Below are 22,499 nucleotides of genomic sequence, written 5' to 3'. Positions count from 1 at the left end.
ACGGGCGCCGGAAAGCCAGCAGCTCAGCAGGTGGGCTGCGACCCGGGCACCTTCCCTCGGACGAAGTAGTCGTCGACGATGCCGTCGATGCAGCCGACCCCGCGTCCGTAGGCGCCGTGGCCCTCGCCCTTGTGCGTCACCAGGACCCCGCTCGACAGCAGCTTCGACAACGCGACGGCCTGCGAGTACGGCGTCGCCGGGTCGCCGGTGGTGCCGAGGACGAGGATGGGAGCGGCACCCGGCGCCGTGAAGTCCAGGGTCTCCGTGGGCTTCGGGTAGGGCCAGTGCGCACACGCCTTCTCGCTCGCCGCGAAGTTGTCGTACACGCCGATGGACCCGAGCACCGGCGCGGCCTTGCTGATCCGGTCGATGCCCTCCTGGAAGCCCGGGCTGTCGTCACGGGTGGGTTCCGCGCACCCCACGGCGACGAGCACATCCATCAGGCGTCCGAAGTACTCGCCGTCCGGCAGACGTTCGTTGGAGCTGTCCGCCTGCTCGAAGACCGGTCCCGCGTCGCCCTTCTTCACTGCCCGCAGCACCTCGGTGACGGTGTCCCAGGAGAACTCGGCGTAGAGGTTGTAGGCGATCGCGTCCACGACCGTGGACGAGTCGAGGAGCCGACCGTCGGACGCCTTCAGCTTCTTGCGGTCGACGCTCAGGATGAGGTCGTGCGCCTGCTTCTTGGCCTTCGCCAGAGGGCCTTGCACGGGACAGTCGGCCGATTTCAGACATTTCGTGAGGTACGCGGCGAACGCGCGGTCGAAGCCGGCGGCCTGCCGGACACTGCTCTCGAACGAGCCGTACGGCGGCTCCACGGCGCCGTCGAGCACCATCCGTCCGACCTTGGCGGGGAAGAGTGCCGCATAGACGCTGCCGATGTACGTTCCGAACGAGATCCCCAGATAGTTCAGCTTGTCGTCGCCGAGCACTGCTCGCATCATGTCGAGGTCGCGGCTCACGCTGGCGGTGTCGATGTGGGCCAGCAGCGGGCCGGTGTTCTTCACGCACGCGTCGACCCACGCCTTCTGACGCGTATCGAGCTCCTTCTCCCAGCCGGCCGAGCCGTACGGGTCGCGGAACGTGCCGGACAGCATCCGGTCGCGGTCCCGATCGTCCGTGAAGCAGACGATCGGGGTCGACTCACCGACCCCTCGCGGGTCGAACCCGACCACGTCGTAGTCGGACATCACGCCCTTCGAGCCCTGGAAACCGCGCAGGAACTCGATGCCGGAGCCGCCCGGACCGCCCGGGTTGATCAGCATCGAACCGCGCGCCTTTCCGCTCTCCGCCGGCCGCTTCGCGATCGCCAGCGTGATGCGCTCTCCGCCCGGGTTCGCCCAGTCGACGGGCGCGATGAGCTCGGCGCACTGCATCCCCGGGTCGAGGCAGGGGGCCCACGACACAGCCTGCTTGTAGTACGGCTCGAGTTCGGGGGCCACCTGCTCGTCCGTGTGCGAGCTGAGGGTGGTGGGGGGGACGATCTTCGGCTTCGCCGCCGACACGCACCCCGTCAGCAGCAGCGCCCCGACGACGGCCCCGGCGAGGAGGCGGAGGCCGCCGAGACGATGGACGGATGTTCGGCGCGGGGGAGTCACTGACCTGCGGATGCTCATGCATCCACTATTTCAATCAGACGTGCGAGCGCGCATCCTCCGATCGGATGACGTCGGCGGCGGACGCCACCGCCACGAAGTCCTCGACGAGCGTCGAGCGCCGCGAGGCCTCCCAGCCCAGGTGGACCGCGGTTTCCGCCAGGTCCGCGACCGGTACAGCGCGCACGTCCGGGCGGATGTAGAACGTGGCGGTCGAGAGGGGGAGGACGGCGATTCCCGCTCCCATCGCGACCAGCTCGAGCTTCTCCTCGACCGTGCGGCTGGGCCTGCGCCCAGGCGCCCGCCCGCGGCGCGAGCCCCCTTCGATCGCCGTCCACTCGGGCACCGCGGCGGGGTCCTGCAGGAGCTGCTCGCCGCTGAGGTCGGCCAGTCGCACTTCGGCGGATTCCGCGAGCGGATGCGTCGACGGGAGCATCGCGACCCGCGGTTCGGTGAACAGACGGACGGACGCGATGCCGCCGGCGTCGAAGGGTTCGCGCAGGTAGCTGACGTCGGCGCGGCCGTCCAGGAGGACGCGCGACTGCTCTTCCCACGTCGTCCGCATGACCTCGACCGTCACCTCCGGATGCGTCTCACGGAAGGCGCGCACGGCACCGGTGACCGTGAGTCCCGGCATGAATCCGACGGTGAACACCGTCTCGCCGCGCGCCGCGACGGCGACACGGCGACGGACGGCGGCCGCAGTGGCGAGCAGGGTCTCGGCCTCGTCGCGCAGCATCCGCCCGTGGTCCGTCAGCTGCGTGCCCCGGGTGTCGCGCACGAACAGCTGAACGCCCAGCTCCGCCTCGAGCACCCGGATCTGCCGCGAGAGCACCGGCTGCGCGATCATCAGCGCCTCCGCCGCACGGCCGAAGTTGAGCGTGTCGGCGACCGCGACGAAATAGCGCAGTCGCCGCAGATCGAGGTCGGTGTTCATCTGTCGATGATGCCACTGATACCCATCGGGTGTCACCGAAGTCCAAAGAGGTCTTGGACGCTCGCGTCGGCTCGGCGGAACACTGGATCCGTCCCACCGAAAGGAACCCCCATGTCTCTGAAGAACTCGCACGTCGTCGTCATCGGCGGAAGCTCCGGCATCGGCCTGGCGACGGCCCGCGCGGCGCTCGACGCCGGCGCACGGGTGACCATCGCATCCAGCCGCACATCGAGTGTGGATGCGGCGCTCGCCCAGCTGCCCACGGCATCCGGTCGAGCGGTGAACGTCCTCGACCCCGCCGACCTGAGGGCGTTCTTCGCCGATACCGGGGAGGTCGACCACCTGGCCTACACGGCCGGCGAGCCCTTGAGCCTGATGCCGATGGACGAACTGGACCTCGACCGGGCACGCGGCTTCTTCGAGGTGCGCTACTTCGGTGCGCTCAACGCGGTCGGCGCGGCGATCGGCCACCTGGCGCCCGGCGCATCCATCACCCTCACGTCCGGCTCCGCCCGCACGCGGCCCGGAGCAGGATGGGCGGTCGCGTCCAGCCTGTGCGGCGCGATGACGAGCCTGGCCGGCGCACTCGCGGTCGAGCTCGCGCCTGTGCGGGTGAACGTTATCGAGCCGGGCATCGTGCGCAGCCCGCTGTGGTCCGGGATGAGCGCGGACGACCAGCAGGCGATGTACGACCAGCAGGCTGCCGTCCTGCCCGTCGGTCGCGTCGGCGAGGTCGACGACGTCGCCCGAGCGTTCGTCTACGCGATGACCCAGGAGTTCATGACGGGGACGTCCATCCCCGTCGACGGCGGCGCGCTGCTCGTCTGAAGCGCCTGCGGCCGGGCCCTCAGCGGCACTGCCCGGCGACCGCGATCTGCTGGTCGCTCGGGCGGCCGTAGGCCTCGATGCCGGAGCCCGGCACGTCGAAGCCCATCGCGATCGCCCACGCCGTCGCCCACATCTCGTCGTCGCCCTGGAAGGTCGGACCGTCGAACAGCGGCTTGCACTCCGGGCGGACGACCTGTGCGTGGCCGACCTCGTGGGTGATCAGGGCCTTCGCGTTGATGTCCCCGTCGGTCCAGCCCTCCTGCAGGCTGAAGTTGAGGTCGATCGTCGCCCAGCCACCGTCGCCCTCGTGGTACATCGTCGTCCCGGAGTACCAGCCCTCGCCCAGGCCGCTGACCTTCTCGTGCCACTGGAAGTCGAGAGTGACGCCGTGGGCGATGGAGCGGGCGTAGGCCTCCATCTGCGCGCGTACCGGATACGCCGGGTCCTGCTTGGCCGCCTCGCCGGCGGCCTGCGCCGTGTTGACGCCGTCGATCGCGGAGATCACGGCGAGCAGGCGCGAACCGTCGATGGTCGAAGCCGCCGAGACGTCCGCCTTCGCGTCGTCGATGGCGTGCCGCAGAGTGACCTTGCTCTCGTAGGTCGCGGAGGTGTCGGCCGTGAGCACCTGCTCGCCGTGCGCGGTGAGCTCGGCGGAGACCGCGGCCGCGCTGGTCGACACGGCCTTCTGCGCGGCGGTCAGGGCCTTCAGCTCCGCCGCCCGCGTGCGGCGGGTGGTCTCCTCCTGCTTCGCGAGCTGGAGAGTGCGCTGCACGTCGGCGGAGACGCTCCACGGCATCAGGTCGGGGCTGCCGGCGGCCACCTGCGGCGGGTCGAACGGAGTGAACTTCAGGCCCTTCGACGCCTTCGTCAGCGACGCCTGAGCATCGGACAGCGCCTTCGCCGTCGACTCCTGCAGGTAGTCCGGACGCTGCTTCACCCCCCATGCGGACAGCGACAGCAGCGCCGCTCGCGCCTTGTCGATCGCCATTCCGCGGCGGTCCGTGACGTCGTCGAGGGCGGTGGATGCGGCCACCAGTTCACGGTGCGCCTGCGACTCGGCCTCCGCGGCGAGAGCGCGCCAACCCCATCCCGCCGCCAGCGTCCCACCGGTGATCAGCAGGAGGGCTGCGGTAGCGACGATCCAGATCCGGCCGCGGCGCCGCGGAGCCGAGAGCGTTACAGGCGCCGGGGTCGCCGGGGGCGTCGACGTGTCGATCGGCGGAACGGCCTGCGGGGCCGCCTCCTCGGGCTCGGGGCGGCTCTGTCGTTCGTCGCTCACGGGTTCCTCTCGCCGCCGATCTGCATGCATGCAAAAATACGTCCCGGTCACTCTACGGTAATATTTCTCTCTCGCAAGACCCGTGCTCGGGGGCCGTGCGCTGTCGATCTGCGAGCCTCCACAGACTCTCCCGACGACCCGGGCTGTTCGTTCGGCGAACACTTGTATAGTCGAGCTGCTTGGGGGCCCGTCCTGCGGTCCGGGGGAACGAGGGGGCCGCGTGTTCGACGGACTGCTGGCGCTGGACGTCGTCGATGGACCGGTGCCCGTGGTGGTGTTCGCGGTGGCGGCCGTGCTACTGGTCGGGCTGCTGCTCCGCCGCCCGTCGCTGCGCTGGCTGCTGCGGATCGCGCTCGCGGTCGTGGTAGGAATCCTGGCCGCCGTCGCGACCTGGCTGATCTGCATCCGCTGGCTGAACCTGTTCGGCGAGTCGCTGGGCTTCGGCAACTACGCCTGGATGGCGGTGGCCTTCGTCGGCGTGGCCATAGCCGTTGTCAGCATCCGGAGGCGCCCCGCCTGGCGCACGGTGGTCGCGATCGCCGCCGTCCCGGTGTTCCTCCTGGCGGCCGGCGTCGGCATCAACGCCAACTACGGGCTCAACCGCACCCTCGGCAGCGTTCTCGCCATCGCCGTCCAGAAGCCGCTGAAACTCGCCCCGCCCGCGCTCGCCTCCACGGGATACGACTCGTCGCTCTGGAAGCACTGGACGCCGCCGGCGGGCATGCCCGCGCACGGGCTGGTCGGCACGGCGAAGATCCCGGCGACCACGAGCGGATTCCACGCGCGGGATGCCGGCCTGTACCTGCCGCCGGCGGCGCGCGTCGCGCATCCACCCGCCCTTCCGCTGATCGTCATGATGATGGGCCAGCCCGGCAATCCGGACCCGGAGCCCATCGCCGAGGTGCTGGACCAGTACGCCGCCACCCACCACGGCCTCGCGCCGGTCGTCGTCGTCGCAGACCAGCTGGGCAGCCCGTACGACGACACGCTGTGCCTCGACACCGCGCGGTTCGGGAAGGCCGAGACCTACGTGACGACGGATGTGACGGCGTGGGCCGAGAGCCATCTCCCGGTCACCCGCGACCACCGGTTCTGGACGGCGGCCGGGTACTCCAACGGCGGGCTGTGCGCGCTGTCGTTCGCGATCGACCATCCGGAGCTGTACGGCGGCATCCTCGACATCTCGGGGGAGGAGTTCCCCGGTGCCGAGCATCCCGACGCGACCCTCCGCGACCAGTTCGGCGGCGATACCCAGGCGTACGAGGCGGCGAAGCCGTTCGTCAAGCTGCGGCAGTTCCGGCATCCGGGCATGACGGCGATCTTCACCGCCTGCCGCGACGACCCCGCCTACCACCACGTCGCGCTCCGGGCGGCTGCCGCAGCCCGAGCGGCCGGGATCGACTCCGCGTTCGCCGATCTGCCGACCGGCGGCCACGGACGGGGCGCGCTGATGGGCGGGCTGACCGAGGGCGTGCGGCTACTGTATCCGCTGCTCGGTCTGGAGGAGCCGCCGGCCTGATCCGCGCGGCCCCGATCGCGGCCAGCGCTCAGAAGCGCGAGAGCCCGTTGCCGATGATGACCGTGCCGATGACCGCCGCGACGACGATCGCGACCGTCGTGTCGTTGCGCAGGAGCCAGCGCTCGGTCGCGGCGAGCGCCGGCCGCGCCTTGTCGGGACGGATCAGAGCGAACAGTGCCGGGCCGCCGACCGAGCTGCCCCCGATGAGCACGTAGATCGCGATGACGATGACATCCTCAGACACCGGGAGCTTCGCCGGCCCGATCACCAGACCGGCGGCGATGGCGAGCAGGATGGACTTCGGCCGGATGTTCAGCGCGAATCCCAGCCCGAGTGCGGGGAGGGAGCGCATCCTGCCGAGGGCCACCATCCACCGGGGGAGCGTCTCACGTTCCGCCGCCTGCGGGTGCCGTCGCAGCTCGATGACCGCGTAGACGAGCAGGGCGACGCCGACGAGGATCTCCAGGACGCCGACGAAGGGCTCCGGCCCGACGGAGGTGTTCGCGGGGATGGCGTGCAGGAAGATCGCGAAGAGCGACGTGATCGTGACGAGGCCCGCGACGTATCCGACGACGAACAGGGTCGGCACGCGCGGCCGGGCGGCACCGAGCAGGAGGACGAGCACGGCGAGGATCGGGACGGAGCTGAGCGCGACCGCGACGGCCAGCGGCAGGAGCTGCCCGATGACGCTCAGCATGCGACTCCTTTCGCCGGAGAGCCCGCGGCGAGCCGGCCGCCCGTGCGCCGTCCGCTCAGCCGAGGGTACGACAGCGGGCACCCGCGCGGACAGGCACGGCACCGTGCGAAGCTGAGCACATGCAGCTTCTCACCGACGGCGTCTACCGCCTGCGGAAGGCGACCGGCGCCAACGCGTATCTCGTCGACACGGGCGACTCCTCCGTCGTCATCGACACCGGGACGTCCGGTGGCGCATCCGCCCTGATCGCCGAGCTGCGGGACGAGCACGGTCTGGGGCCGGTGACCGACATCGTGCTCACCCACTACGACCCCGATCACGCGGGGTCGGCCTCGGCGCTGCAGCGGGAGACCGGAGCCCGGGTGTGGATCGGCGCTCGGGATGCCGACATCCTCCGCAGCCAGACGCCGCCGCCGACGCGGTTCCGCCGCTTCCTGGCGCGGGTCTGGCGTGCCAGCGAGGTTCCGGCGAGCCTGCACGAGCTGCCGGACGCGGGGGAGACGGAGATCGTTCCCGGTATGCGTGCGATCGCCGCGCCCGGCCATACGCCTGGCCACGTCATCGTCGAGTACCGCGGCGTGGTCTTCGCGGGCGACGCGGTGATGGTTTCGAAGGGCCGCCTCCGCCAGATGCCGTCCGTCCTCACGAGCGACAAGCCCCAGGCGCTCGAAACCGAGCACCTCATCGCGTCCCTCCGTCCGCGCCTCGTGTGCCCCGGCCACGGGGCCCCCGGCCGTCTCACCGCCCCCTGACCCCCTCCGCACCTCACCCCTCCGCCCACCGTCGAGTCCGCAAACTTTGCACGCTCCGGGGGCTCACAGCGTGCAGTTTGTGCGGACTCGACGGTGGGCGGATATGAGGGACGGGTCACTCGCGGGCGACGGAGCGCTGAGCATCGGCCCAGGCGAGCTGCACCGCTTTACCGATCCACTCGGTGCCCTGGTACACGTTCTCCTCGCCGAGCTCCGCGAGGAGCCCGCTCGCGGCGAGCTGCTGGCGCACCGCCGCCTCGCTGATGACCAGCTTCAACCGGGATGAGGCGGCGGCCAGACTGCGGGCGTAACGGCGGAGGGAGTCGATGAGCGCCAGATCCAGTTCGTCGGTCCCGCGCAGCCGGATGATCACCACCGAGCCCTCCGTGTCCTCGTCGACGCTCGGCAGCTGCCGCTCGAACGAGGGCGCGCTCGCGAAGAACAGGCTCCCGTACGGCTGCAGCACGATCACCTCGCGCGTGCCGACGGTTGCCGGCGGGTCCGATTCGCGCATCCCGCCGCTCGCGTCGAGGTGCACCTGCCGCACCCGCAGCCGGTTCGACTGCCGGGCGACGAAGAGGATGATGCCGAGCCCGACTCCGGCGAGCACGGCGAACTGCAACGGGATGACGAGGGTGAGCACGAAGGTGACCGTCATGACCGCTGTGGGCAGGATCCCGCTCTTCACGACCGAGTAGACGCGGCTCGGCTTGATGGCCGCGTAGCCGATCGTCATGAGCAGCCCGGCGAGCGCCGGCATCGCCGTGAGCGCCACGATGCCCGACGCGAACACGATGACCAGCGCCATCGTCACCCCGGCGACGAACAGCGCCAGCTTCGACCGCGCTCCCGCAGTGACCAACAGGGAGGACCCCGACATCGACCCGCCGACGGGCATTCCGCGGAACAGCCCCGACACGATGTTGCCGACGCCCTGCCCGATGAAGTCGCGGGATGCGTTCGCCGGCCGCCCGCTCGCCGTCGGGATGCCCGCGGACACCCCGGCGCCCTGGATGAGTCCGACGAGCGCGAGGGACACAGCGGGGATCAGCAGATACGGGACGTCGCCGATCGACGGCAGGGTGGGCAACGGCAGCCCGGCCGGAACCACGACGATGTCGCCGAGCAGCGGCACCCGCGCATCCACCCACAGATTCAGAGCGGCAGCCGTTAGCGACCCGACGACGACCGCGATCACGAGCCCGAACCCGCCCACCGGTGTGCGCTGCAGCACGACGATGGCGAGGATCGTGACGGCACCGACGATCACGGTCGGGATGCTCCATTGCGGGATGTGCCGGAGCAGGTCGATCGACCGCGTCACCCGGTTGCTGCCTTCCCCCGAGTAGCCGGTGAACGCCGATAGCTGGCCGAGGATGATGTTGACGCCCACCGCGGTGATGAACCCGGTCATGACGTCGGCGGGGACGAAGCGGATCAGCCGTCCGCCCTTCAGCAACCCGGCGATGCACATGACCAGCCCGGTCATGAGGGCGAGCGTGAAGAGCGCACGGTCCGGGTCGGGTCGCGTCTCCAGGTTCGCGTCCTGGATGACGAGGGCCATCGCCCCGGTCGCCTGCACCGCCATGAACGTGCTGCTCGTGAGCACGGCCGCGCCGACCATCCCGTACAGGTACGCGTAGAGACCGGCGAGCGGATTGACGCCGGCGAGCAGCCCGGACGCCAGGCCGTCCGGCACGCTCTCGATGCCGAGGACGATCCCGGCGATGGCGTCCTTGACGATGTCACGGCGACGCAGCCGTCGCTTCTTGGCGCGCACAGGCCACAGGGTAGCGACGGCCGCCGCTCCCGGCTGGACAGCAGTTGAGCCCTCGGATAGATTCCCACCGTGCCGACCACCACTGCGACGAAGGCGCTGCTGATCGGCGGCCGCTCGGGAGTCGGCAAGTCGACGGTCGCGCTGGCGATCCACGACATCCTCTCGGCCGGCGACGTCGCGCACGCCATCATCGAGGGCGACAACCTCGACCTGGCGCACCCAGCCCCGTGGGGCGCGTATCCGGAAGCGCTGCTCGCGGAGCGAAACCTCGCCGCGATGTGGACCAACTACCGCGACCTGGGATACGGCCGCCTCGTCTACACGAACACGGCGGCCGTGGTCACGATCCCGCAGCTGCGGCAGGCACTCGGCGAGGATGCGGAGATCGCGGCCGTCCTCCTGCAGGGCAGCGACGAAGCGGTCCGGGGACGGCTGGCCCAGCGCGAGCGCGGCGCATCCTTCGACGCCCACCTGGCGCGCAGTGCGGCAGCTGCGGTACGGCTGGAAGCCCACGCCCCCGAGTCCGTGATGCGCATCGACACGACGGGCAGGACGCCGGAGGAGGTCGCGGTCGACATCCTCCGCACGGTCGGCTGGCTTCCGTCCAGCCCGTCGACGCGGGCGACTCGGTGACCACCCGCAACGCACCTCTGCTGGTTGTCATGTGCGGGCGCTCGTTCTCCGGAAAGTCGACGCTCGCGCTCGCGCTGGCTGACCGGCTCGGGGCGCACCGGGTGAGCCTCGACGCCATCAACGAAGAGCGTGGACTGCGCGGCGGCGACGGCATCCCGGTGTCCGAATGGATGCGCACCAACGACGAAGCGTCGGCTCGTGTCGAAGAAGCGCTCAGCGCAGGACGCGCCGTCGTCGTCGACGACACGAGTTCGCCGCGGTTCCTCCGCGACCGCTGGCGTGAGCTCGCCGCCCGCGCTCACGCCGAGACGGCCCTCGTCTTCGTCGACGCCCCGGAGGAGCTGATCCGCGCGCGTCTCGCGGCGAACCGCAGCGACCTCGCCCGCCACGACGTCACCGACGACGTGATGGGTGCGCATCTGGGCGACTTCGAGGCTCCGGGCGCGGACGAGCGCGCGATAACGGTGGATGCGCGCACACCTGTCGACGCCTCCGTCGCCCAGGTGCTCGCCGCCTTGGCAGAGCGCTACCCGTCCTGAAGGGCGCGGAGCAGCAGCCGTGGCCTTCTCCACCACGCCGAGACTCTCGAGGGCCGTCAGAACTCCCCGAGTCCCTTGCCGATCAGCACGACGCCGATCACCAGGAGCAGCACGGCCATGATGGTGGCGTTGTTGTAGACCAGCCAGGCGCGCAGGGATTCGAGCGGCCGGGCCATCCGGGCGGAGGCGGCCAGGTAGGCGATGACGGGGATGGCGACGGTGGATGCGGCGATGACCGTGTAGACGATCACCGCGACGACCGTCTCCGCCGTCGTCTGCGCGTCGGAGCCGATGGCGACGCCGGCGGCGACACCCATGAGCAGGTTCTTCGGGTTGAGGGCGGAGAGGAGGAAGCCGAGCACGAGCGCTCGGGCGCCCGTCATCGTGTCGATCGCCGACATCCACTTCGGCAGCGCCGGTTCGGTACCGACCTTCGGGCGCCCGCGCCACTGCTGCACCGCGAGCACGAGCAGCAGCAGGCCCAGCACGATCTCGACGGTGCCGAGGATCGGCTTCGACTCGGAAGGGTCGCCCTGCGGGAGGACCGACGAGAGGAGGGTGAACACCACGACGGCGACGACGATGCCGAGCAGCCAACCGAGGAGGAAGCCCAGGCTGGTCCCGCGCGCCTTCGGCGACAGCAGCATGAGGATCGCCGCGATGATCGGGATGGGACTGATCGCCACGCCGAGCGCGAGCGGGATGACGTCTCCGATGACCGGTCCCATAGTGTCCTGCTTTCTCGTGGCCGTCAGCCGACGGAGGGGGCGCCGAGGTCCGCGAGCGCGGCCCGGTTGGTCGGGTAGAGGCGCTCGTCGTCGAGCACGCCGAGGTCGCGCATCCAGTCGACGAGCTCGGTGCGCGGCCGGCTGAACGACAGGGCGACGCCGTTGTCGTGCAGCCAGGCCTTCAGGCCGGCGAAGGCCTCGGCGCCGGTTACGTCGATGTCGGTCACCGCTTCGAGGTCGAGTACGACGTTGCGGACGCCGCTCGCTGAGGTGACCGCGCGCTTGACGGCGTCGGCGAAGACCGACCCGTTCGCGAAGAAGAGGGGAGCGGCGAGCCGGATGATCACGATGCCCGGGGCCGTCGTCGCCCCGCGCGGCGCCGGGTCGAGCAGCGACGAGTGCGGGTCGCCGTCCGCCTCCAGAACGTCGATCGCGGGGGAGGAGGCCCGCTGGGCGAGGTTGATCAGCGCGAGGACGAAGGCAACGAAGATGCCCGGGATCGCGCCGATCAGCACGGTCACGACGAAGCAGACGGCGCCGATCGCGAACTCGAACCGGTCCTGCCGCCACAGCTCCCCGAATTCGCGGATGCCGAGCAGCGGGATGATCGCGACCCCCACGATCGCGCCGATGGCAGGCGAGGGGATGTGCTCCAGCAGTCCCGTGCCGAACACGAGCAGCAGCAGAGTGCCGACCGCCGCGACCAGCGACGGCAGCTGGGTGCGCGATCCCGCCTGGTCCATCGCGGCGGTGCGGGAGGTCGACGACCCGACCGCGAATCCGCCCGTCGCGCCGGCGGCGACGTTCGCCGCCCCGAACGCGAGCAGGTCGCGGTTGGGGCTCGTGCCGTAGCGGTGCTTCTCGCCGTAACTGCGCGCGACGAGCAGCCCTTCGGCCATGGTCACCAGCGTCAGCGCGATGGCCGAGGGGATGAGGGCGAGCCAGCGACCCCAGTCGAGCACCGGCCAGGTGAGGGTCGGCGGACCCGCATCCACCGGGCCGAGCACGGAGACGCCCTGCGCCTCCAGCCCGCTGGCGACGACGGCCACGGTCGCGACCACGAGCACGATCAACGCCCACGGGACCGCCCGGGCGACGCGCTTGCCGACCACGAGCACGACGACGGACAGGGCGGCGATCAGCACCGACCATCCGTTCAGCGTGGGCAGCCCGGTGACGAGCGCGCCCACTTTGTCGGTGAACTCGGCACCCGAGTCGATCTTCACCCCGAGCATCTTCGCGATCTGGCTGACCAGGATGTCGAGCGCCAGCCCGCCGACGAACCCGACCAGGATGGGCTTGGAGAGGAAGTTCGCCAGGAACCCGAGCTTGAGCACCGCCGCGAACGCGAACAGCACCCCGCAGATGATCGCCTGCGCGAACGCCAGGGTGAGGTAGTCGGCGGATCCCGCGACGGCCAGTCCGCCGATGGAGGAGGCGACGAGCGCGGCCGCCGCCGCATCCGGCGACGCCACCAGCTGCCGGGACGACACGATCAAGGCGTACACGATCGCGGGGAGCACAAGCGCGTACAGCCCGGCCGTGGGCGGCAGCCCGGCGATCTGCGCGTAGCCGATGTTGAGCGGCACGGCGATGGCCAGCAGCGTGACGCCCGCGACCGCCTCACCGCCGGCATTGCGCCAGGTGAGACCCGCGAGCGGTCGCTGCATGCGCTCAGTCTGAGGGGAGACGGATGGGCCGCGCTAGAGCCTGATTTTCGCCGGACACCGCCCCTAGACGCTGGCCCGCTCGATCAATATCCTGGCGCCACGTGCCGCGACGACGCGAGCGCATCGTACGGTCGGGGGACGTCGACCCGACCTCGTGGGAGGGACGAAACCATGACCGTCGAGTTGCCCGGACGCCTGGCCGGCCTCCCCAGCGACGGCGACCTGCCGTCGCGCGAGGCGATCCCGACGATCTTCGACGAACTGGACTACCAGCTCGCCTGCCAGGCGTACCTCTGGGCTCTGCCGCTCGTCTCCTACGCGCAATGGAAGACCCAGCACTACGACGTGTTCGGCGCCACCGGTAGCGACCTGGTGCGGTACCTCAGTTACCGGGATCGGCTGGGACTCATCACGGCGAACGCGACGACCCCGTACATCCTGAACTTCTTCGACCTGTCCGCGAGCGGCCCCCTGGTGATCGAACTGCCCGCCGGACCGACCGCGGGAGGCGTCTCGGACTTCTGGCAGCGCGAGGTCGGCGCGATGGGCGAGATGGGCCCGGACCGCGGTCAGGGCGGAAAGTACGTCATCCTCGGCCCCGGCATGGACGAGCCGGATGGTCTGGGCGACGACTATCGCACGCTGCGGTCCTCCGGCGTCAACATCATGTTCGGGTTCCGCACCCTCGACCCCGACCCGGAGCGCGCCGACGCCCTGGTGCGTGCCGTGCGGATCTACCCATACGCCGATCGCGAGAACCCGGCACCGACGCGCATCGTGTCGCCCGACGGCCGCCCCTGGACCGGCGACCAGCCGCGCGGGCTCGATTACTGGAGGCGGCTGCACGACATCTATCAGAGCGAGGTGGTGGACGAGCGCGACCGCTTCTACCTCGCCATGCTCAAGCAGCTCGGCATCGAGAAGGGGAAGCCGTTCGAGCCGTCCGAGCGGCTGGTCAGGATCCTCGAGCAGGGAGCGGCGGCGGGGGAGTTGATGGCGCAGGCGAACACGTTCGCCAAGCGGTTCGCGCAGGGCGCCTACTGGCCGGACCGGCGCTGGGAGCAGGCGATCGTCCTCGACGACTCCGCACAGCGCGGCGATGGATATGACGAGCTGCTCGAACGCGCCTCCTGGTTCTACGAGGCGGTCAGCTTCTCGGAGGCGATGAAGAGCCAGACGCCCGGCGTCGGCCAGGCGTATCTCGGCGCGTACACCGACGGCGACGGCGCGTGGCTCGACGGCGGCCGCAGCTACACCCTCCACGTGCCCGCGGATGTCCCGGCGAAGCTGTTCTGGTCGGCCACCGTCTACGACGTGGCCACACGCTGCCTGATCGACACCGAGCAGCAGCGCGGCGACCGCGGCTCGCGCGACCCCGAGCTGGTCACCAACGCCGACGGCTCCGTCGACCTGTTCTTCGGCCCGACACCGCCCGCGACCGGCGACACGAACTGGGTGCAGACCATCCCGGGCAAGCACTGGTTCTCGTACTTCCGCCTCTACGGCCCGCTCGAGCCGTACTTCGATCGCAGCTGGAAGCTCGGGGACATCGTCCCGGTCTGAGGTGGATCCGCCCGAACTGTCGAAACGCGACGCCCGCGTTCGTAGCAGGGGTGGAGGCTGCCGCGAGGAGGCGGCCCGAAGGGAGAGGATGTGCGCATGCAGTATCTCGTGAACGTCATCGACAGCCGCAGCAACTCGGGCACCGAGGAGGAGGCCGTCGCCATCGACGCCTTCAACGACAAGCTGCGGGCCGGTGGCCACTGGGTGTTCGCCGGCGGACTGGCCGACCCGTCCGTGTCCACCGTCATCGACGGGCGCGGCGACGAGCCCGTCTTCACCGACGGCCCGTTCGTCGAGGCGAAGGAGTGGGCGGCCGGCTTCTGGCTGATCGAAGCACCCGACCTCGACGTCGCCCTGGAGCTGATGGCCGAGGGCTCCAAGGCCTGCAACCGCCGGCTCGAGGTGCGACCCCTCCTCGTCGTGTGACCACTCTTCGACGGGTCACCGCCGCGGACGACGCCCTCACCCGGGCCCACCGCGAGGAGTGGGCGCGGGTCGTCGCCACGCTCGCCAAGCGGTTCGGCAGCCTCGATCTGGCGGAGGAGTCGGCCGCCGAGGCCTTCGCGACCGCCGCCGAGCGCTGGCCCGTCGACGGTATCCCGCCGAGTCCCGGCGCGTGGCTCACCACCACCGCCACCCGTAAAGCTATCGACCGCATCCGCCGCGAGAGCACCCGCGACGCCCGGCACAGGGAGGCGCACCTCGTGTACGACACGCAGCCCGAGCCGGTCGGCGCGGTCGACGACGACCGGCTGCGACTCATCTTCACGTGCTGTCATCCGGCTCTCGCCATGGAGGCGCGGATCGCGCTGACCCTGCGGATGGTGGGCGGCCTCGGCGTGCCCGAGATCGCCCGCGCGTTCCTCGTCCAGGACACCACGATGGGCGCCCGCATCACCCGGGCGAAGGCGAAGATCGCGGCGGCGAACATCCCGTACCGGCTGCCGACCGCTGACGACCTGCCGCAGCGGGTCTCCGGTGTGCTGACCGTGCTGTTCCTGATCTTCAACGAGGGATACCTCGCCTCCGGCCCCGACACTGCGCCGGTGCGGCGCGATCTCACCCGGGAGGCGATCCGCCTCACACGGCTCCTCCACGAACTCCTGCCGGACGACGGCGAGGTCACCGGGATGCTCGCGCTCATGCTCCTGAGCGAAGCGCGGAGCGACGCCCGCGTCTCGTCCACCGGCGAACTGGTGCCGCTGGGGCAGCAGGACCGCGGGATGTGGGATGCGTCCCTCATCGCCGAGGGCCACGCCCTCGTGCGCGAACGGCTGGCGTCGGGCCAGCCGCCCGGCCGCTACCAGCTGCTGGCGGCGATCAACGCCGTGCACACGGACGGAGACGCGCCGGACTGGGCGCAGATCGTCGCACTGTACGACCAGCTGGCGGTGCTCGATCCGTCGCCCATCGTCCGGCTGAACCGCGCGGTCGCGGTGGGGGAGCAGGACGGCCCGGCGGCCGGCCTCGCGCTGCTGGACGCGCTCGCCCCTCAGCTGTCCGGCTACCACCCCTTCCACGCGGCGCGCGCGCTGCTGCTGATGCGGTTGGGACGGGAGGTGGATGCACGCGCCGCGTACGAGGCCGCGCTCGCCCTGACGGACAACGCGGCCGAGACCGCCTACCTGACCCGCCAGCGGGACCGCCTCGCCGCGCGCTGAGACGGCCCGATAGCATGGCGCCACCGCCGTCCGACCGCTCAAGGAGACGCCCCATGCCCATCGCCCTGGACAACGTCGGCATCGCCGTCGACGACATCGAAGCCGCGATCGCGTTCTTCACCGACCTGGGCCTGACCGTGCTCGGGCGCGACACGGTCAGCGGGGAGTGGGCGGACACCGCGGTCGGGCTGGACGGCAACCACGCGAAGATCGCGGTGCTGCAGACGCCGGACGGCCACGGTCGCCTCGAATTCTTCGAGTACCTGCACCCGGACGCGATCCCGACGCCACCGACGCTCCCGAACGAGATCGGCATGCACCGCGTCGCGTTCTCCGTCGACGACATCGACGCGTCGCTGGCGATCGCGGCCCGACACGGCTACTACCCGCTGCGCGGCGTCGCGACCTACGAGGACATCTATAAGCTGACGTACCTGCGCGGGCCGAGCGGAATCCTGCTGATGCTGGCGCAGAAGCTGACGCCCTCGGGGGAGTGAGTGGTCCTGCGGACTACTCAATAGCGCCGCGCGGGGCACGCAGCGCACTACTCTATAGGCCCGATTCCGCCTGAGTAGAAGTAAGGGGCCGGTGATCCTGGGTGAGCTTCCCTTCGTGGAAGCGAACACCCGAAAGGAACACTATGACGAAACTTCGTAACGCCGTACTAGCCGGCGTTCTGATCACCGGCATCGGGGGTGTCGGAGTCCTCACAGCGACGCCTGCCTTCGCGGAGATCGTGGCGACCCCCGCTGGCACTCTGATCAGTGCCACCGGACCCATCGGTCAAGACTTGGACGTCGCCATGACAGGCACAGCTTGGACACTGAGTGAGCCAACCGGCATCATCAGCGTCGAACTGGGTCTGCCCGCGGGCACCGTCTGGCGGAACAGCTTCAACGGCGTGCCCGGCACGGAGAACAGCCCGGGAAATCCCGATAAGGGCTTCGCCACAACAATCGACGGAGTCAACTACAACCTCTTCCCCCACAGTCTCACCGGTATTTGGACTCTCCAGATCAACACGACTGGGCTCGTGCCCACCATCACGGAGGTGAAGATTCCGACGCTCAAGCTCGGCCAGACCACCCCCGCGCCGCTCCAAACACAGTTGACGTTCAACATCAAGCAGCTAACCGGCGAACCCGAGATTTCGGGCACGTTCACGTGGACGGACGACCAGCCGGCGATCCCCGTGATCGCCCCGGCGATCGGCGGCGCAGCCGCTATCGCGGGCATCGGTCTCGCGGGCATCGTCCTCGTCCGACGCCGCCGCACCGCCGAGCAGGCGTAACACTCCCACCAGATTGGACAGGTGACGTCATGTACGGAACCGCAACCCCGATCGTCGGCGGGATCGCCGGCGCCACAGCCCTCGCCACGACCGGATTCGACGCCTTCGCCTACACGTTCGTAGCGGCCGCGTTCGTCCTGGTCGGGCTGGCGCTCGTGCGCGCCAACTACATCCGTCGGCGTCGCGCCACCCGCGCGGCGACGGCCGCCTCGGCCTGACCGGCCGAGCAGCAGAACCTCCGGGGTCGCGTCCCTAGCGCGACCCCGGGGCTCCGCCGGCCTCTCCGCGCCGCCTCACACCCGTTCATCCGCCCACCGACGTGGGCTGCTTTCCCGAGCCCACGAAGGAACCCGACGATGTCCACCATCGCTCCCGCTACCCCCGCGCCCTCCCGGCGCGCCGCCCGACGGCTGCTGACCGCGGCCCGCATCCTCCTCGGCCTCGCCGTCGTCGCGCTCGGCATCCTCTTCCTGGTCAAGGAGTACTCCGCCCGCCTTCTCGAGGCGCAGGTCGGTGCCTGGCTGGTCGACACGCTCTTCGCGACCAACGCCCTCCCGTCGCTCAGCGCAGGAACCCCGGCCGTCGTCTTCGGCGTCCACGACACGTTCCTGGCGCTGCGCATCACGATCGAGTGTTCGATCGCCCTCTACGCCGGCAGCATCGTCATCTTCGGCGGACTGCTCATGATGCTCCCGCGCCTGCGGACCGTGCGTGTCGTCGTCGCCACCGCCCTCGGCGCGGGTCTGATGATCCTGCTGAACCAGGTGCGGATCGTCGGCCTCGCGTGGGTGCTCTCCGAGTACGGACGCGACGGCTTCGAGTGGGCGCACAGCCTCGGCGGCAGCTTCCTGATGACCGCCGGACTCGTCGTCAGCCTGGGCGTGTTCCTCGGGATCGTCCCGCGACGCCGTCCGCGCCGCCGCTTCCGCTCGACAAGAACGGCGGTGCGCTGATGGACCTGCTCTTCCCCGTCCTGAACACCATCGCCGGTGTCGTCATCTCGCTGTCGCTGGTGTACTTCCTCGCCGCGATGGGCGCCGGGATGCACGAGCTCCGCAAGAACAAGACCAAGCTCGGCGTGCAGGGAGACGCCCGCTACGAGCAGCCGTTCCTCGACGAGCCGGAGACGTTCGACGTCTACTTCCTGGTGCCGTGCCTGAACGAGGAGGCCGTCATCGGCGCAACCGTCGGTGCCCTCGCGCCGGGCCGCCGCAGCACGACCATCGTCATCGACGACGCCTCCGACGACCGCACGGCCGAGGTCGCCCGCGAGCAGGGCGGACCGAACACGATCGTCCTCAGCCGGCAGCTCCCGAACGCGCGCACCGGCAAGGGGGAGGCGCTCAACGACGCCTACCTGCTCGTCCGTCGGCTCGTCGAAGAGCGCGGCCAGGATCCGGCCCGCGTGCTCATCTGCGTCATGGATGCCGACGGCCGCCTCTCCGACGGCGCACTGTCGCACGTCCTCCCGATCTTCGAGGACCCGAAGGTCGGCGGCCTTCAGCTCGCTGTGCGCATCCGCAACCGCAACACCAACTTCCTCACCCGCTTCCAGGACTTCCAGTTCTGGTCGATGTCGGCCATCACGCAGTTCGGCCGCCGGAAGACCGGCACGGTCAGCCTCGGGGGCAACGGCCAGTTCACCCGCATGTCGGCCCTCGAAGGACTCGACGGGATGCCGTGGTCGGCTTCCCTCACCGAGGATCTCGACCTGGCCATCTCGCTGCTCATCAAGGGCTGGACGCTGGAGACGACTCCCGCGGCGTCGGTCGACCAGCAGGGCGTCGAGTCCCTCCGCCGGCTCATCGTGCAGCGCCGCCGCTGGTACCAGGGCCACATGACGGCCGGCAAGCGCATCGTCGACATCTGGAAGAACCCCGACCTCTCCAACGCGCGCATGTTCGAGATGTCCGCCTACCTCTCCGTGCCGTGGCTGTTCGACCTGCCCTGGTCGATCCTCTGGCATTGGCTGCTGTTCACGTTCATCGTCCGTGCCGACTCGGTGTTCTCCTACGTCGACGGCCCGCTGTCGCTCGTCGTCGGCCTGCTCGCGTGGTACGTGCTCACGTTCGCGCCGTCGATCCTCACCACGGTCGTCTACCTGCGACGCGACCGTCGGGTCGGGCTCGGCTGGGCGATCCTCATGGGTCACGCCTTCCTCGTCATGAACTACCTCTCGTTCGCCTGCGCCTGGGGAGCGCTGCTGCGGATGATCCAGGGCCGCACCGGGTGGGACAAGACCGCACGGTCGGCCGAACCCGGGGGAGCGACCGCAGCCCCGTCCACCACCTCCGCGGCCGCCTCCGCGCCCGCGTCACACTAAGGAATCAACGAACAATGAAGAGCATCCGCATCGGACTCGCCGCCGCCGGGATCGGGGTCGTCCTCGCCACCTCCGGCGCCGGCCTCGCCTCCGCCGAGGAAGCCGCCCCGAAGAGCGAGCACGCGGTCGTCGCGATCACCGCTCCCGTCGACTTCACCCGGGCCGACTCGAAGAACCCCGAGTTCCGCGGGACGGGCGCGCCCGGCGCTTCCGTCGTCGTCGGCGACCCTGCCGGAACCGTGCTGTGCGCGGCCAAGGTCACCGCCTCCGGCTGGTCGTGCACCTCGGTCGTCGACATGGGCGACGGCTCCACCTCCGTCACCGCGACGCAGAACGCGTGGGGCGAGATCACCAGCGACGTCGCGACGTTCGAGGTCGCCCACCAGGAGAAGCCGCTGTTCGAGAACTGGATGATCCTCGGGGCCGCCAGCGTGCTCCTCGTCATCGTCAGCGGCATCAGCCTGACCGTCGCGCGAGCGCGCAAGCGTCGTCGCGAAGCCACGGAGGGGGTAGCACAGAAGACCGCGGCCGGCACCGCCGCGCCGACCCGCGACCCGAAGGGCGCCGAGGCCTCCGCCGACCGCGTCCTGAGCCGGTGAGGGGCCGTAGCACCCTCGCGTCCGCCCTCCTCGCTCCCCGAGGGGGCGACGCGGGGCGATCCGGATTCCGCCACTACGCGGCGATCGACGGGCTGCGCGCGGTCGCCGTCCTGTCGATCGTCGTCTACCACACCGGCTTCTACACGAACGGGCTGTTCGGCGTCGACGTGTTCTTCGTCCTCTCGGGCGTCTTCGTCACCCTGATGCTGACGCGGGAGTACTTCCGCGGCGAGGTGCGCGTCGGCCGCTTCTACGCCCGGCGGGTGAAGCGGCTGCTGCCGGGGCTCGTCGTCACGCTCGCCATCACGGCCGTCCTGGTGTGGATGCTCGGCTCACCCGCCGAGCGTGCCGACTTCCTCCCGCACGCGCTCGCGTCCCTGGCGAACATCGCCAACTGGGAGCAGATCCTCAACGGCGACGCCTACTGGGAAGCGGTCGCGCCCGGGCCGCTCAGCCACATGTGGTCGCTCTCGGTCACAGAGCAGTTCTACCTGATCTGGCCGCCGATCCTGCTGCTCATCCTGTTCGTCCACCGGCGCGGCCGTCCGCTGACGGTCGCCACCCGGCCCACGCGGGTCGCCATCGCGGCCTGGGTGAGCACGGGGCTGTTCCTGCAGCTGTCGATCTGGACCGCGTACGTCTTCTCCACCTCCGGTGCGGATCGCGCGTACCTCGGCACGGACACGCACGCCCTCAGCCTGGCCGCCGGGGTGACCACTGGCCTGATCATCGCGGTCCGCGAGCGGCGGCCGTTCGCCCGGACCGAGCGCGGGCGCCGCGTCCTGGTGCGCTCGATCGTCGGTGTCGTCGCAGCCTTCCTCATCGTCCAGCTGAGCATCGCGGCCGAGACCTACCACGCGTCGTGGCTGTACTACGGCGGCCTCGCGGCCGTCGCGGTGCTCGCCGGGGTGCTGGTGTGGAGCCTGACCGGCCCGAGCGTCCTCACCGCGTTCCTCAGCTGGACCGTCCTCGTCACGCTCGGGCGTGCGTCCTACTCGATCTTCCTCGTCCACCTGCCGCTGATCTGGCTGGTCAGCACGCTGAGCCCGGGCACCCCGCCGCTCGGGCTGCTCACCAGCGTGCTGCCGCTCAGCGTGCTGTGCGGACTGGCGCTCCACTTCGCGGTCGCCGAGCCGCTGCGCCGCTCTCGGTGGCGCAAGCCCGGCAGCCTGCTCGCCGCGACGGCGGTGACGCTGTGCGCCACCCTGATCGCGGTCGCGGGGACGCCGCCCGCACAGACGACAGCGGGCGGGGGAGTGCGCGTGCTCACCCTCGGCGACTCGCTCGGCGCCGACTTCGCCTCCGCGCTCGCGCTGGAGGAGGCGGGCGTCCGCACCTCGATCGTCGACCGGAGTGTCGGCGGATGCGGGATCTTCTCGCCCGAGCAGACCCGCACCCCGGAGGAGCCGGAGCTCGCGGTTCCGCGCGACTGCCTGCCCTGGGAGCAGCGCTACCGCGACGCGCTCGCGGAGGCCCATCCTGATGTCGTGCTGATCACGCTCGGCTGGGACGCGGTCGGCCAGAAGCTCGACGGAAAGTGGACCGACCTGGCCCAGCCGGCGGCGCGCTCCCACTACCGGGCGCAGCTCGAGACCCTGCGCACGATCGTCGCCGCAGCGGGCGTTCCCGTGCTGCTCACCAACTCCCGGCCCGACTCGCCCGTCACCGAGCCGGACGCGGCCGCCGCACACGACGCCCTGATCGCCGAGTTCGTCGCCGCCACCCCCGAGGTCACCCTGCTCGACCTGAAGGGCAAGGTCTGCCCGAACGGACGCTGCACCACTTCCACGGCCGCCGGCGACCCGCTGTATGTGGACGGCGTCCACTTCAGCGACGCGGGCCTGCGCGACATCGCGCCGTGGCTCGGCTCGGCGGTGGCGTACGCCGACCGCCGCTGACCGGCATCAAGCGGCAGCCCCTGCCACTCACGACTGCTCACCGCATCCACCACTCAGCGCCGCCCCACTCACCGCCGCCCCACTCACCGCCGCACCACTCACCGCCGCCGCACTCACCACCCCGGCCGACTACTCAGCCGCGCCGCCTGGGCCGCGCACCCACTACCCAATGCCCGCCGATCCCGCTCTCAGCGCCCGGATCGCGGGCAA

22 protein-coding genes are annotated in these 22,499 nt (G+C 70.5%); 15 read left to right on the top strand and 7 right to left on the bottom strand.

All coding sequences use genetic code 11. The features are described 5' to 3' along the window. Nucleotides 1-23 precede the first annotated feature (23 nt). The gene (locus H284_RS0100360; protein WP_231371026.1) at nt 24-1,613 is read right to left on the bottom strand and encodes an alpha/beta hydrolase; all 1,590 of its coding nucleotides are present in this window, start codon (nt 1,611-1,613) and stop codon (nt 24-26) included. A 16-nt stretch (nt 1,614-1,629) separates the two neighbouring features. Further along, complete coding sequence (locus H284_RS0100355) at nt 1,630-2,529, bottom strand: LysR family transcriptional regulator (RefSeq protein ID WP_020074737.1); 900 nt, start codon at nt 2,527-2,529, stop codon at nt 1,630-1,632. Between the two features lie 111 nt (nt 2,530-2,640). Between H284_RS0100355 and H284_RS0100350 the strand changes: the two genes are divergently transcribed. Further along, nucleotides 2,641-3,357, top strand: a complete 717-nt coding sequence (locus H284_RS0100350) for an SDR family oxidoreductase (protein ID WP_020074736.1) — start codon at nt 2,641-2,643, stop codon at nt 3,355-3,357. Between the two features lie 19 nt (nt 3,358-3,376). On the opposite strand, the gene H284_RS0100345 is transcribed toward H284_RS0100350, so the two are convergent. Next, complete coding sequence (locus H284_RS0100345; protein WP_020074735.1) at nt 3,377-4,636, bottom strand: hypothetical protein; 1,260 nt, start codon at nt 4,634-4,636, stop codon at nt 3,377-3,379. 220 nt (nt 4,637-4,856) lie between these two features. Between H284_RS0100345 and H284_RS0100340 the strand changes: the two genes are divergently transcribed. Beyond that, nucleotides 4,857-6,155 (top strand): alpha/beta hydrolase, encoded by a 1,299-nt coding sequence (locus tag H284_RS0100340; RefSeq protein ID WP_020074734.1) that lies wholly within the window; start codon nt 4,857-4,859, stop codon nt 6,153-6,155. Nucleotides 6,156-6,183: 28 nt separating this feature from the next. On the opposite strand, the gene H284_RS0100335 is transcribed toward H284_RS0100340, so the two are convergent. Continuing rightward, a complete protein-coding gene (locus tag H284_RS0100335; RefSeq protein WP_020074733.1) occupies nt 6,184-6,852 on the bottom strand; it encodes a GAP family protein in 669 nt (222 codons plus the stop codon). A gap of 119 nt (nt 6,853-6,971) precedes the next feature. Between H284_RS0100335 and H284_RS0100330 the strand changes: the two genes are divergently transcribed. Further along, a complete protein-coding gene (locus H284_RS0100330) occupies nt 6,972-7,604 on the top strand; it encodes an MBL fold metallo-hydrolase (RefSeq protein WP_020074732.1) in 633 nt (210 codons plus the stop codon). A 115-nt stretch (nt 7,605-7,719) separates the two neighbouring features. Here the strand turns inward: H284_RS0100330 and H284_RS0100325 are convergent, their stop codons facing one another. Further along, nucleotides 7,720-9,384, bottom strand: coding sequence for a SulP family inorganic anion transporter (locus H284_RS0100325; protein ID WP_020074731.1), 1,665 nt, complete (start codon nt 9,382-9,384; stop codon nt 7,720-7,722). 69 nt (nt 9,385-9,453) lie between these two features. Here H284_RS0100325 and H284_RS0100320 point away from each other — a divergent pair, with 69 nt between their 5' ends. Next, nucleotides 9,454-10,017: a hypothetical protein gene (locus H284_RS0100320; protein WP_018191031.1), complete on the top strand. Its 564-nt coding sequence runs from the start codon at nt 9,454-9,456 to the stop codon at nt 10,015-10,017. Continuing rightward, on the top strand, nt 10,014-10,556 hold the full coding sequence (locus H284_RS0100315) for a P-loop nucleotide/nucleoside kinase family protein (protein WP_018191032.1): 543 nt from the start codon (nt 10,014-10,016) through the stop codon (nt 10,554-10,556). The genes H284_RS0100320 and H284_RS0100315 overlap by 4 nt, the downstream gene beginning before the upstream one ends. 56 nt (nt 10,557-10,612) lie before the next feature. Here the strand turns inward: H284_RS0100315 and H284_RS0100310 are convergent, their stop codons facing one another. Next, nucleotides 10,613-11,284: a GAP family protein gene (locus H284_RS0100310; protein ID WP_018191033.1), complete on the bottom strand. Its 672-nt coding sequence runs from the start codon at nt 11,282-11,284 to the stop codon at nt 10,613-10,615. Nucleotides 11,285-11,307: 23 nt separating this feature from the next. Then, complete coding sequence (locus tag H284_RS0100305; RefSeq protein WP_020074730.1) at nt 11,308-12,954, bottom strand: SulP family inorganic anion transporter; 1,647 nt, start codon at nt 12,952-12,954, stop codon at nt 11,308-11,310. A 171-nt stretch (nt 12,955-13,125) separates the two neighbouring features. Here H284_RS0100305 and H284_RS0100300 point away from each other — a divergent pair, with 171 nt between their 5' ends. The 10 genes from H284_RS0100300 to H284_RS0100255 all read left to right on the top strand — a co-directional run bounded on the left by H284_RS0100300 (nt 13,126) and on the right by H284_RS0100255 (nt 22,289). Beyond that, nucleotides 13,126-14,517, top strand: coding sequence for a DUF1254 domain-containing protein (locus H284_RS0100300; protein WP_018191035.1), 1,392 nt, complete (start codon nt 13,126-13,128; stop codon nt 14,515-14,517). A 96-nt stretch (nt 14,518-14,613) separates the two neighbouring features. Continuing rightward, a complete protein-coding gene (locus H284_RS0100295) occupies nt 14,614-14,943 on the top strand; it encodes a YciI family protein (RefSeq protein WP_018191036.1) in 330 nt (109 codons plus the stop codon). Next, nucleotides 14,940-16,178: an RNA polymerase sigma factor gene (locus tag H284_RS0100290; protein ID WP_018191037.1), complete on the top strand. Its 1,239-nt coding sequence runs from the start codon at nt 14,940-14,942 to the stop codon at nt 16,176-16,178. Before H284_RS0100295 ends, H284_RS0100290 begins: the two co-directional genes overlap by 4 nt. A gap of 53 nt (nt 16,179-16,231) precedes the next feature. Then, entirely contained in the window at nt 16,232-16,675 is a 444-nt protein-coding gene (locus H284_RS0100285) for a VOC family protein (RefSeq protein ID WP_018191038.1), read from the top strand. Between the two features lie 293 nt (nt 16,676-16,968). Further along, the gene (locus tag H284_RS0100280) at nt 16,969-17,469 is read left to right on the top strand and encodes a peptide ABC transporter substrate-binding protein (protein WP_231371025.1); all 501 of its coding nucleotides are present in this window, start codon (nt 16,969-16,971) and stop codon (nt 17,467-17,469) included. Between the two features lie 29 nt (nt 17,470-17,498). Further along, on the top strand, nt 17,499-17,687 hold the full coding sequence (locus H284_RS0100275; RefSeq protein WP_018191040.1) for a hypothetical protein: 189 nt from the start codon (nt 17,499-17,501) through the stop codon (nt 17,685-17,687). 138 nt (nt 17,688-17,825) lie between these two features. Then, entirely contained in the window at nt 17,826-18,422 is a 597-nt protein-coding gene (gene xrtR / locus H284_RS0100270; protein ID WP_018191041.1) for an exosortase R, read from the top strand. Next, nucleotides 18,422-19,792, top strand: a complete 1,371-nt coding sequence (locus H284_RS0100265; RefSeq protein WP_020074729.1) for a glycosyltransferase — start codon at nt 18,422-18,424, stop codon at nt 19,790-19,792. Before xrtR ends, H284_RS0100265 begins: the two co-directional genes overlap by 1 nt. Before the next feature lie 14 nt (nt 19,793-19,806). Continuing rightward, entirely contained in the window at nt 19,807-20,391 is a 585-nt protein-coding gene (locus H284_RS0100260; RefSeq protein WP_018191043.1) for an Ig-like domain-containing protein, read from the top strand. Next, nucleotides 20,388-22,289: an acyltransferase family protein gene (locus H284_RS0100255; protein WP_018191044.1), complete on the top strand. Its 1,902-nt coding sequence runs from the start codon at nt 20,388-20,390 to the stop codon at nt 22,287-22,289. The genes H284_RS0100260 and H284_RS0100255 overlap by 4 nt, the downstream gene beginning before the upstream one ends. The last annotated feature ends 210 nt before the right edge of the window (nt 22,290-22,499 follow it).

Origin of the sequence: Cryocola sp. 340MFSha3.1 (assembly GCF_000383315.1) — a bacterium.
In the GTDB taxonomy this organism is placed as follows: domain Bacteria; phylum Actinomycetota; class Actinomycetes; order Actinomycetales; family Microbacteriaceae; genus Leifsonia.
Note: the sequence above shows the minus strand (reverse complement) of the source record. Positions and strands in the feature narration are given on the sequence as shown.